The sequence below is a fragment of the Deinococcota bacterium genome, assembly GCA_030858465.1.
In the GTDB taxonomy this organism is placed as follows: domain Bacteria; phylum Deinococcota; class Deinococci; order Deinococcales; family Trueperaceae; genus JALZLY01.
Genome location: JALZLY010000238.1, coordinates 1 through 11,594, shown reverse-complemented (window position 1 = coordinate 11,594; position 11,594 = coordinate 1). Strand labels below are relative to the sequence as shown.

General features: G+C 65.9%; 10 protein-coding genes. 2 read left to right on the top strand and 8 right to left on the bottom strand.

From position 1 onward, the window contains the following. Both M3498_12150 and M3498_12145 read right to left on the bottom strand, forming a co-directional pair. Positions 1 to 1,784 (bottom strand): serine/threonine-protein kinase (locus M3498_12150; protein MDQ3460037.1); only part of this gene is annotated, 1,784 nt, incomplete at its 3' end. A gap of 80 nt (positions 1,785 to 1,864) precedes the next feature. Then, the gene (locus M3498_12145) at positions 1,865 to 2,092 is read right to left on the bottom strand and encodes a transcriptional regulator (GenBank protein MDQ3460036.1); all 228 of its coding nucleotides are present in this window, start codon (positions 2,090 to 2,092) and stop codon (positions 1,865 to 1,867) included. A gap of 202 nt (positions 2,093 to 2,294) precedes the next feature. Here M3498_12145 and murA point away from each other — a divergent pair, with 202 nt between their 5' ends. Continuing rightward, positions 2,295 to 3,590, top strand: a complete 1,296-nt coding sequence (gene murA, locus M3498_12140) for a UDP-N-acetylglucosamine 1-carboxyvinyltransferase (protein MDQ3460035.1) — start codon at positions 2,295 to 2,297, stop codon at positions 3,588 to 3,590. A 57-nt stretch (positions 3,591 to 3,647) separates the two neighbouring features. Here murA and M3498_12135 read toward each other — a convergent pair whose 3' ends face one another. The 5 genes from M3498_12135 to M3498_12115 form a co-directional block, all read right to left on the bottom strand. Then, positions 3,648 to 4,724 (bottom strand): AI-2E family transporter, encoded by a 1,077-nt coding sequence (locus tag M3498_12135; protein MDQ3460034.1) that lies wholly within the window; start codon positions 4,722 to 4,724, stop codon positions 3,648 to 3,650. 68 nt (positions 4,725 to 4,792) lie between these two features. Then, a complete protein-coding gene (locus tag M3498_12130) occupies positions 4,793 to 5,977 on the bottom strand; it encodes a hypothetical protein (protein MDQ3460033.1) in 1,185 nt (394 codons plus the stop codon). Next, the gene (gene yvcK, locus M3498_12125; GenBank protein ID MDQ3460032.1) at positions 5,974 to 7,290 is read right to left on the bottom strand and encodes a uridine diphosphate-N-acetylglucosamine-binding protein YvcK; all 1,317 of its coding nucleotides are present in this window, start codon (positions 7,288 to 7,290) and stop codon (positions 5,974 to 5,976) included. Before yvcK ends, M3498_12130 begins: the two co-directional genes overlap by 4 nt. Positions 7,291 to 7,313: 23 nt before the next feature. Continuing rightward, positions 7,314 to 8,237: an RNase adapter RapZ gene (rapZ, locus tag M3498_12120; GenBank protein ID MDQ3460031.1), complete on the bottom strand. Its 924-nt coding sequence runs from the start codon at positions 8,235 to 8,237 to the stop codon at positions 7,314 to 7,316. After that, positions 8,234 to 8,959 (bottom strand): SPOR domain-containing protein, encoded by a 726-nt coding sequence (locus M3498_12115; protein MDQ3460030.1) that lies wholly within the window; start codon positions 8,957 to 8,959, stop codon positions 8,234 to 8,236. The genes rapZ and M3498_12115 overlap by 4 nt, the downstream gene beginning before the upstream one ends. Before the next feature lie 288 nt (positions 8,960 to 9,247). Between M3498_12115 and M3498_12110 the strand changes: the two genes are divergently transcribed. Further along, positions 9,248 to 10,102, top strand: coding sequence for a hypothetical protein (locus tag M3498_12110; protein ID MDQ3460029.1), 855 nt, complete (start codon positions 9,248 to 9,250; stop codon positions 10,100 to 10,102). Between the two features lie 47 nt (positions 10,103 to 10,149). Here the strand turns inward: M3498_12110 and M3498_12105 are convergent. Next, on the bottom strand, positions 10,150 to 11,594 hold a 1,445-nt coding region (locus M3498_12105; GenBank protein ID MDQ3460028.1), incomplete at its 5' end, for a bifunctional diguanylate cyclase/phosphodiesterase.

Sequence of the window (11,594 nt, the reverse complement as noted above, 5' to 3'; positions counted from 1 at the left end):
GGTCCGGGGCTCACCCGGTCGCGAAAGAGCAGCTTGCCCTCGCGCGCGTCCATCACGATCAGCTCGCCCGCCTCGGTAGCGCAGTAGAGCGCGCCGGCGGCGATGACCGGTGTGGCGGTCACCCGCGCGCCCAGCTCGAAGGCCCAGAGGTCGTCGCCTGACCTCAGGCTGAGCGCGCGCATGACGCCCGCCCAGGAGGCCACGAACACATAGCCCTCCCAGGCCAGCGGGCTGGCCCAGAGCTGACCCTCGGTGTCGTAGCTCCACAGCACCTCGCGCGCCGAGAGCGAAAAGGCGTGCAGGTCGCCCGCGCGCTCGGGCAGGAGCAGGATGCCGTCCTTGGCGCTGAGCTGGGCGACGGAGTCACCGAGCCGGACCCTGAACTTGCTCTTGGCGGTGGCGGCGTCGACGCCGTGCAGCCAGCCCGAGCGCGTGACCGCGAAGACCTCGCCGCGGTGCGCGACGGGCGCGGTGACAAAGGCCTCGTCGCCCGCGTAGCGCCACAGCGTCTCGCCCGCGCAGCTCCTGGCTTCGATGGTGCCGCGGCCCGTGGCGACGAGCAGGCCGCCGGCAAAGGGAACCACGCTGCCCACCACACCGGCCTCCGGGTCCTGCCAGTGGGGCTGGCCGCCGGGCCAGCGCAGCGCGTAGAGCCCGCCGTCGCGGCTCGAGTAGTAGAGGCCGCCCCCCTGCCCGACGACCGAGGCATTGACCTCGTCGCTGGCCCCAAAGCGCGCCTGGAGGCTGCCGTCGGCCGGATGCAGGATGTGGACCTCCTCGCTGCGCAGGCCCACTAAGACGAAGCCCTGGACCGCGGTGAGGGCGGCGGGCCACTGCGGCCCCTCGGGCAGTTGCAGGCTCCAGCGCACGGTCAGCGAGGCCGGGTTGGCCGGGCCGTGGGCGAGCAGGCCCTGCTGAGCGGGACCGCCCGCGCGCTGGCTAGGGCTCAGCGACTCCGCCTGAGCCCGCACCGCGCGCAGCGCGTCGGCGACGGAGTAGCCCGAGACGGGGCGCGCCGCGGAGTCTTTGGCCAGCAGGCTGACGATGAGCCTGGACAGAGCCTCGGGCACGTTCGGGTTGAGCCTGTGCGGGGGCACCAGCTCGCCGTAGACGTGCTGAAAGAGCACCGCCTGGTCGTTTTCGGCCTCGAAGGGCGCCACCCCGGTGACGGTGCGGTAGAGGACCGCGCCCAGGGAGTAGAGGTCGGTGTGGGCGCCGGTCGCGTCGCCCCTGGCCTGCTCGGGCGCCATGTAGTGCGGCGTGCCCAGGGTAAAGCCCGTGCGGGTGAGCTCGCGGCTCACCTCGGTCAGTTGCACCAGGCCGAAGTCCATCACCTTGGGCTGGCCCTGCTGGGTCATCAAGATGTTGCGCGGGGTGAGGTCGCGGTGGACCATGCCCTGGTGGTGCACGTAGGCGAGCGCCTCGGCCACCGAGACGGCCGCCCCGATGAACCTCACAAAGGGCTCTAGGTCGGGCTCGAGCGGCCCCAAGTCGGTAAAAGGCCCGCCCGAAACGAGCTCCATCGCGAAGTAGACGTGGTCGCCGCGGCCGAGGTCGTAGATGGCCACCACACCGGGATGGCTGAAGCGCGCCAAGGCCTTGATCTCGCGGCGAAAGCGCTCCTGGTCGGACTCGGTCAGGTGGGGCCTCAAGACCTTGAGCGCCACCTCGCGGTCCAAGTGCTGGTCGTAGGCCCGGTAGACGCGCGCCATGCCGCCCTGACCGAGGGGGCCTAAAATTCTGTAGCGGTCGTCGACGAGCTCCCCGGTGCCGAAGGATTCCACGGTCTAGAGTATACGGGCTGGAATCGGGCTCGGGAGAACGCTCAGCTCGGCACCTCAGCTCGGCACCTCAGTTCGGCACCTCAGTTCGTTTCCGCGGCCTCTTCGTCGGCGAGGCCCTTGAGCAGGTCGGAGGAGACCTTGCCCTCCTCGAGGGCGCGGTTCAACATCTCGATGCCGAGGCGGACCACTTCCGACTTGGACACCAGCCGCTCCGGGTTGGAGAGGTTGTAGGCGGTTTTGGTCAGCAGCGCGTCCTGCTCCTCGGAGATGACGACCTGCAGTCGCTTGCTCTTTTCACGCTTGGGCACAGGCCCTCCTATGTAGCCATTTTAACATTATACGGCTGTCCTTGACAATGTATAATGGGCTACGTACACTAGGGATGTGTAAAATGTGTAAGATGGTGAAGAGGGTGATGAAGAGGGAGCGCCCAAAGCGCTGACGAGCCGGGTTTCGCCTTGTCAGCACTGGTCAACGAGAAGAGGTCGCGACGCCGATGAGACACTGCCGATGAGACACTTTGAAAGCGCACTCCACATCACGGGCGGCAGGCCGCTCCAGGGCGAGCTGCGCGTCAACACCGCCAAAAACTCCGTGCTCTACCTCATCCTCGCCTCGCTCTTGAGCGACGAGCCCGTCGTCCTCAAGGACGTTCCCAGGCTCCGCGACGTGGCGACCATCTTGGACATCGTCGCTCACTTCGGCGCTTCGGTGCGCTGGCAGGGCCGCGACGTGCACCTGCACGCCGAGTCGCTCGTCCGCTCCGAGGCGCCCTACGGGCTCGTCAGCAAGATGCGCGCCTCCTTCGTGGCGATGGGTGCGCTGCTCGGTCGCTGCGGCAGCGCCCGCATGTCGATGCCGGGGGGCTGCGCCTTTGGACCGCGCCCGGTAGACCGGCACATCAAGGCCTTTGAGCAGCTCGGCGTGCAGCTGAGCGAGGACGGTGGCGACTTCGTGGCGCGGCGTCTTCGGCCGCTCGCCGGTCGGGTGGTCTTCGATGCGCCCACGGTGGGCGGCACCCAGAACGTCATCTTGGCGAGCGCCTTGGGTTCGGGCGAGGTGGTCATCGAGAACGCCGCCCTCGAGCCCGAGGTGGCCGACTTAGCCGAGATGCTGAACCGCATGGGCGCCCGGATTGGCGGCGCCGGCACGGCGACGATCGAGATCGGCGGCGTCCAGAGGCTGCACGGCGTCTGCTACCGGCCGCTGCCCGACCGCATCGAGGCGGGCACCTTCATGCTGGCCGCGGCCGCGACCCGGGGCCACGTGACGCTCAAGGACGTTCGCGCGGAGCACCTGAGGGCCATTATCGCCAAACTCGCCGAAACGGGCGTCGAGGTGCTCGAGCTGGACGCCGAGACCCTGGTGGTGGACGCGCGCGGTCCGCTGCTACCCACCGACGTGACGGCCGTCGAATACCCCGGTGTGCCCACCGACCTGCAGGCGCCCTTCGGCGCTTTTCTGGCCACGGTCGAGGGCATGAGCGCGGTGAGCGATCGCGTCTATCCCGACCGCTTTACCCACATAGGCGAGCTCGCCCGCGCGGGCGCCCGCTGCGAACTGCGCGAGGGCGCGCTGCTGATCCGCGGCGGCAAGTTGCGCGGCGCCCAGATGCACGCCGCCGACATCCGCGCCGGTAGCGCCCTGGTGGTGGCGGCCCTGGCCGCGGCGGGCACCTCCACCATAACCGGCATGCAGTACCTGGAGCGCGGCTACGAGAACCTGGCCCCGCGCCTGCGCGGCCTCGGCGCCGGCGTCGAGCAGGTCGGTACGCTCGAGCTAGCCACCGGCACCTACGGGGACTAGCCGAATCCAGGAGTCGGAACGGCCCTTCTCCTGGATTCCGACTCCTGAGTTCTGCTCTTAGAGCTCGTCGCGCCGCTGGTACCAGTCGCTGTTCAGATAGTAGTCCTGGTAGAGCAGCTTCAAAAAGCCCACCGCCGGCACGGCCAGAAGCGCGCCCACCAAGCCGAAGAGCGCGGCCCCGATGAGCAGCGACAGCATGACCGTGACCGGGTTCAGCTCCATCACCCTGGAGAGCAGGATGGGTGTGAGCACGTTGCCGTCGATCTGGTTGATGAGGATGATGATCACGATCACGGCGAAGGCCAGACCCCAGCTGCCCACGAGCAGCGCCAGCAGGACGGCGGGCACAGAGGCGACGATCGGCCCCAAAAAGGGGATCACGTTGAACGCGCCACCCAAGATGGCCCAGCTGGCGGCCAGGGGGATGCCCGCCGCGCTCAAGCTGACCCACAGCATCAGGCCGACCGCCACGGCGATCAGGAGCTGGGCGCGGATATAGGTGCCGACCGAGCGGTCGAACTTGACCATCAGATCGGTGCCGAGCCTCTCCACATCGTCGCGGTACTGTCTCGGAAAGAAACGCAGCAGGTTGTCGCCGATATGCGGAAAGCTGAGCATGATGTAGATGGTGAAAACCAGGATGAGAAAGAGCTGGACGACGCCGCCGATGAGGCCGCCGACCCAGGCCAAGGTGGCGCCGCCAAAGCCCGCGAACTGCTCGGGAAGCTGCGTCAGCCAGCCGGCGACCACCTCGGAGGCGCCCGGCGGCAGGACCCCTTCGATGAGGCTGAAGAGGTTGCGATCACCCTCGATCAGGGGCTCGAGCAGCGCGGGCAGGTTTTGGGCAAAGTCCTGGATCTGCCGGGCCATGATGCCGAGGAGAAAGATCACCAAGCCGAGCGCGGCCACCACGATCAGAAAGACGATGATCACGCCCAGCCAGCGCCGCACCCGCCGGCGTTGCAGCCAGATGATGAGCGGGTTGGCGATATAGGCCAGCAGATAGGCGATCAGAAAGCTCGTCCACACGATCCGGGTCTGAAAGAGAAGATAGAGCAGCGCCAAGACGGCAAGAACAACGACGAGGACGCGGACGTAGGCGTTGGCCCAAACTTCGGCTAAGGCGGTTCCCATGGGGCCCAGTATATAGGCGGCCGAAAAGCAACCTTTGTCGCTCCGGCGGTATTGTGGTGCGGGTTGCGCTAGTGCCGGCTGGGCTCTTCGAGCCGCGCCTCCTCGCCTTGCTCGTCGCCGGGGTCGAGCGCGGGCCACGGCTCGTCTTGCTCTGCTGCTTGCTCTGCCGCTTGCTCTGCCGCCAGGGGCACATCGGCGCCGGTCGAAGAGCCCGCGGCGGGGTTGTTCGCCTCGGCTGGGAGGGAGTACACGCCTACCCGTCCGGGCGCCGGGCGAGGTGCCTCGTCTTCGCGCTCACCCTCCTCGGCCTGTGGTGTTTCGCTTGGGACGCGGTTAGGGCTTTCGCCTCGTTCTCTCCTCGCGGGCGGCAGCGCCGCCAGCAGGTCGACCGGCTCGAGCCGGCGGTTCGGTGCGGGGTCGCTCGGCTGTGAGCCATAGCCGATGCTGGGGCGGGGCCTCTCGGGGTGAACACGGGTGGCACGGCGGCCGGTATAGCTCACATAGACGCGCCCGACCATGCCGAAGAGTACGAGGGCGAGACCGGCCGCGATGACGGGCGGCCACCGCGCCTGCCGGCTGAGGGGACGGATCTCGGGCAGGACGCCGCTCTGAACGGCGCTAACTTGCGCCTCCACCGAGTCGGCGAGAATGTCCACGGCGCGGATGTTCGTCGCCGCCTGCTGGGGGCTGCCGAAGGCAAAGGCCTCGGCCTCGGGCGCGACCCGGCGCCAGCGGCTCCGGTCCCAGGGGTCGTAGCCCCCCACCACGCCGTAGAGGCTGAAGTGACGCGGTCGGGGCAAGCTGCTGGTGACGGTGAGGGTGCTGTCCGTGAGCGTCAGGCCGAGGTCGTAACGCCCGCTCACGTCCTCGACGCTGCCGTCCGGGTGCGCGTGCAAGAGCTCTAGGCTCTCGCCCGTGAGCCGAAAGGCGTAGTGCCAGGCCGCGCCGTCGGGCAGGCGCATGCCCGAGCCCGGCAGGAGCGCGGCCTGGCCGCCCCCCTCGCGGGTGTTCAAGTAGAGCTCGATGATCGGCAGCGAAAAGCCGTTGGGCAGGTTCCAGGGGTTGGTCACCTGGGCCAGGCGCAGGCTGAAGGAGAAGCTCTCGGCGTCATAGACCTTCAGCTCGAGCGCGTCGAGCGTGCCGGGGGCGCGAAACACCTCGGCGGTCGGGTAGCCCAGCCCGCCGCCCCCCACGGCGTCGCCGGCCGGGTCAAAGAGGGTGAGAACGGTTGCCAAGAGAAGGGTTGAGATCATGGACGCTCCTGCCACCACATTTTAAGGCTGTGTTTTGAGTAGTCGATAAGCCACCGCGCCAGCCTCGCCGAGTCGTGCTGGGCGAAGAGGCCCGCGCCGACGATCGCCAGGCTGACCACCTCGACGCCCGCCGCCTCGAAGCGCGCCCGGTCGAAAGCGACTACCCCGGCGCCCTCGGCCTGGTAGCGGCGCAGGCGTTCCTCGCCGATGTCGCTGCTGTTTAAGATCACCAGGTCGGGGTAGCGGCCCAGATAGGCTCTCAAAACCTCGACGTGGTCCCAGGCGCTGAAGTCGTCGGTCTCGCCGGCCTCGGTCATGACGTTGCAGACGTAGACGACCTTCGCGCTGCTGTTCAAGATGGCCTCGCGGCAGCCGGGCACCAGGAGCGGAGGGATGGTGCTGGTAAAGAGACTGCCCGGCCCCAGGACGATGAGGTGGGCGCGGGCTACGGCCCGGGCCACCTCGGGCACCAGCGCGGCTGTCTTGGGCTCGATGGTGACGCCCTTGACCGCGCCCGGCAGCTCGCGCACCCGGCTCTCGCCGTTCACTACCGCGCCCGAGCGCTTGGTGAAGTAGAGGTGGATGGGCTCGGCGCTCACCGGATAGACGGCGCCGGAGATGTTGAGCAGCCTGTTGAGCGCGCGGATCGCCTCGGCGAAGTCGCCTTCGACCTCGGTCAGGGTGGTGATGAAGATGTTGCCGAAAGTGTGGCCCTTTAGGTCGTCGCCGCGGGTGAAGCGGTACTCGAGCAGGCGGCTCACCTGCGACTCGCTGTCCGAAAGCGCCGCCAAGCAGTCGTTCAGGTCGCCCGGCGCGGGCATGCCGAAGGCGGTCCGGAGGCGCCCCGAGGAGCCGCCGTCGTCGCTGGCGGTGACGACGGCGGTGATGTTCGCGGAGTAGAGTTTGAGGCCGCGGAGCAGGTTGGAGAGGCCACTGCCGCCGCCCAGGGCGACGACGCGCGGACCCCTGGAGAGCGACAGCCGGCGGTGCAAGATAGCCGCCGCGTCGCGCGGCTTGGCCATCCAGTTGGACAGCAGCGAGCGGTTCAGCCACACCACCGCGTTGGCGGCCAGGGTGAGGCCGAAGAGGACGACGAGGAGTGAGACCCAGCCGCCCCAGAGCCGCCACGGCTCGCTCACCAGGAGCGCCTCGATGGGCTCGGCGATGAGCTGCCGCTCCTCCTGGCCGAGCCACAGAAAAAAGCCCACCACCCCGGCGAGGGCCAGCACGGCGCCCAGGACCGCCACCAGGATAAAGCGCTTGACGCGCATGCCCGGCGTCAGCCACATCCGCACCTGACCCAGGCTAGCCACGGCTCTCCCCAAAGACGGCTGCTCTAGTCACGCGGCTTCCCGGCCGGGCCGTGTTCCCCTAGCGCCTCGTCGACGTCGCGGTGTTCGGCGCGGACCTCGAACTCGTCGGCGAGGTCGTGCATGAGCCGCTCGGCGATGGTCACCGAGCGGTGCTGGCCGCCGGTGCAGCCCACCGCCACGGTATAGCTCGAGCGCCCCGAGGCGGCCGCCTCGCGCGTCAAGAGCCCGACGAAGTCGCGCAGCCGGCTGTAAAAGGCGAGCCCGGCCGGGGTAAAGACGTAGGCCTGGACCCTGGGGTCGCGGCCGTCGAGCGGGCGCAGCGCGAGGTCGTAGTAGGGATTGGGCAGCGCGCGCAGGTCGATGACGTTGTCGGCGTCGATAGGCACACCGCGCTTGAAGCCAAACGACATGAGCCGCAGCCGAAACGAGCGGCTGTCGCCGAAGCGCGCCCACAGCTCGTCGCGGAGTCGCCGCTCCGACCACTGCGAGGTGTCGAGCACGGTGTCGGCCACCGCGCGCAGCGGACCGAGCACCTCGCGCTCGGTGGCGATGTCGGTCGACAGCGCCCTCTGACCGAGCGGGTGGGTGCGGCGCGTCAGGTTGTAGCGCTGCACCAGCACCTCGTTCTGAGCGTCCAGAAAGACGATCTCGGGCTCGAGCCCGCGGGCGCGCAGCCTCTCCAGGGTCCCTTCCGCCGCGCTCAGGTGCTCGCGGGTGCGGATGTCGATGCCCACCGCCACCCGGGCCTGCTTGTGCCCGCCGGTCTCCGCCTGGAGCATCAGCCACAGCGACGGCGGCAGGTTGTCGACGGTGAAGTAGCCGAGGTCCTCGAGCGCGTGCAGCCCGGTGGTCTTGCCGGCGCCCGAGAGACCGGTGATGACGACGAAGCGGCTGGTGGCCGCCTCACTTGCCGCCGCCTCACTTGCTGCTGGGTTCGGTTTGGTCACCGTGGCTCCTGCACACGAATAGAAACGATCAGCTCGCCGTTCTGCACGACCGCTGCCTGCGGCGACCACCACAGCAACCGGCCGCTCGAGAGGGTCAGCTCGCCGCCCGGCCCTCGCGCGACGACGCGCTCGGGAGTCCCCGGGCGTTCGCTGAACCCCTCAAAAGAGGCGGAACCGCCGGCGGAGGGCAAGGGAAGCTCCTCTTGCGCTCCGCCGGGCTGGGTGACCAGGATGCCGCCTTCCGCCCGGTCGACGGCTTCGGCCTGTACCACCTGCCAGCCCGCGCCGTCGAACAGCACGAAGCCGCGCCTGGCGCCGAGCTGCACCCAAAAGACCGCGGCGCCTGCCGTGCTGGCGGCAAGGCCCCAGCCTTCCGGCGCTCTAAAGCCCAGCTCGCGCTCGAGGCAGGGCACCGGCGCCGCGTGCTCGAGGGCGACCACCACGGCCTCCGCCGCCACGCCGCGGCGGAGCAGCGCCGCCAGGTCTTCGGCCCCGGCGGCGTCCGTAAAGCAACCGACGCGCACGCGGCTGTACTGTCGGTCGGCTGTCCTGCTCTCTTCGCGGCTGGTCCCTTCGCGGTAGGCGGCAAAGCCTTGGCGCTCGAGCGCTGCGACGAGCGCCAGGGCTTGAGCGTCGTCCTGAAACGCCGCCACTTGCACGCCGTAGCGTTCAGCCGAGGCGAGGCCGATGACGAGGCTGAAGACGAAGAGCAAAACCCGCACCCGGTCATGTTACCGCAATGGCCCCGGCCTGCCGGCGAAAATCGCCACGTGGCAACGCTTCTCGCTGCCCTCCTCCCAAAGCCAGCAGTTGAAGCTCGATCAGCGTTTAATGTTAGTTTATGCACCTTTGGTCTTAAGACGTTTTTGCGACCTTGGTCTTAAGACCTTGGTCTTAGTCGGCCTAAACAGGCCATTTCATGCTTGTGCAACGCGAAAACGTTCTTATATACTTTTTCACAGCTCAAGCGTTGATCCTCTTGGGATGCGAGACGAGATGTAGGAGTCAGCATGATAATCCATGAATCGATGGTCGATAAACAGCTTACGAGAAGTGCTCTACTCGAGCGCATCTGCGTGAGGCCCCCGTACTTTGCGCTATCCGGTATAACAATACAAGAGGCTGGCGTAAAGGCAACTGCCCAGGCCGAAACATCGTCCGGTTACGAGGTCGCACCGATGAGCGCCGCCGAATTCGGTCGCCACGCTGCTATCGCTGGTTCATGTTGTGCTGCCGTGGCCCAAGCAGACGGCCGCAGGCGATACTATCTGGCGCAGCAAGCCGAGGTCGGCTTTTACGCTCATGAGGCACCTTTTGGTACGCGGGTAGGATTTCGAGCTCGACTTTTGGAACGCGACAAGCGCCGAGCGCGTGCATGGATTGAGGCCGACATCGATGGTCGGTTAGTAGGAACTTGCGACGTCGTCTTTACCATCCTTACCAGTGAAACGTTCCAACGCCTTTTCGGTTGGCGCCGTCAGGAAACGTTTAACGCTCCTAATCCATATACCCGTCTACTCGACGGTCAACTCACAAGAGGCGCGAACCGGATTTCGATGGTGATTCCCCGTCTGCCTGCGTCCGCATGCGCAGGGCATTTCGACGACTTTCCGGCGTTGCCGGTAGCGACTCTTACCAGCTATCTGGGAGATTTGGCAGGAGGCATATTAACGGGTTCGCCGGTCCCCTACCGGGTCGTAAGGGCAAGCCTTGAGGCTAAGGACCTGAGTTGGGCAGGCGAGAGGGTGGAGTTCAATGTCGAGCGTGTGCAGGTTGAGGGAGCGCGACACGCCTTTAACTGCCTGGTTTCTTCCGAAGGCCGTAATATCACCACGATGACGCTCGTGCTTGAAGTGATGGTCTGACCGCAGCGTTGTGCCTGCGACAGCGATGCGGCCTCAGTTGAGTTCGTTCACGGAAGCTTGTGGGCTTTAACTTTCTCGGTTGAGTGAAACTCTCTCAATACCGTCTCGAGATCGGAAGCCGGCATGGGTTTGGAAAAATAGACTCCTTGGCCTATGTGGCATCCTAAATCACGCACCAGATTGAATTGTGCCCTGTGTTCGATACCCTCGGCGACCACTTCAAGGTCCAGATTTTTCGCGAGGCTGATGATCGCCTGGACGAGAGCAAGGGCGTACTGAGGCGATTGACGGGGCGAACTGAGGTCGGCGACGAATGAGCGGTCGATCTTGATGGTATCGATGGGAAGGTTGCGCAGGTAAGACAGCGAGGAGTAGCCCGTACCAAAATCGTCGACTGCCAGACCTATCCCGAGCTTTTGTAGGTTGTGGAAGGTCTGCGAGACCGTATTTGCGCTGTGCATCATGATGCTTTCGGTGAGCTCGAGCTCGAGCCAGCGCGCGTCGAGCCCGCTCTGCTCGAGGGCTTGTTGAACTACCGGGAAAAAACTCGGTTGTGCAAACTGCAGCGGTGAGACGTTGACGGCGACGATGAGGTCGTCGAAGCCCGCCTGCTTCCACAACGCATTTTGCCAACAGGCCTCTTGCAGGACCCACGAACCGATCGGCGCGATCAAACCACTTTCTTCGGCCAAGCCGATAAACTCGCTCGGAGTAATGAGGCCGAGTTTAGGATGGTGCCACCGCAGCAGTGCTTCGGCTTTGACGAGTTTGCCGCTCTGGAGATCATGCTGGGGTTGGTAGTAAAGCTCGAGCTCCCCGTGTTGCAAGGCGTCGCGCAGGTCCTGCTCGAGATCGTTGCGCACCTCGACCTTGGAGCCGATCTCCACGGTGTAAGCATGAAAACTGTTGCGACCCAGATGCTTGGTGTAGTACATGGCGCTGTCGGCGTGCCGCAGGAGCGCGGTCACATCGTGTCCGTCATCAGGATAGACACTGATGCCGATGCTCGCAGTCACCGTAATCGCCTGATCGCGGATGGTGAACGGCGACTCTAGAGCACCTTGTACCTTTTCGGCTATAAACGAGGCATCACGCGCATGGTTAACTCCTCTCGCCAACAGGACAAACTCATCGCCGCTTATACGCGCGACGGTATCGTTCTCGCGCGAGCAGGCTTGCAAGCGCTGCGCGACTTGCTGAAGCAAAAGGTCACCGGCCTCGTGCCCTTGCGTGTCGTTGATGCGTTTGAACCGGTCCAAATCGATAAAGCAAATAACCAGTTTCATGTTTTGCCGCTTGCTTTGGGCTAGAGCTACTTGCAGCTCGTCTTCGAGCCAGCGTCGGTTAGGTAAGTTGGTCAACAGGTCCGTGTAGGCGAACTTTTCCATCGTAAGGGCTCGAGTACGCGTTTCGGTGTAGTGCTCTTTGATATTCGCGAAGGCAAATGTCAGGGCCAATAAGGTTATATTCGCCAGGTTCAGTTGGATGAGCG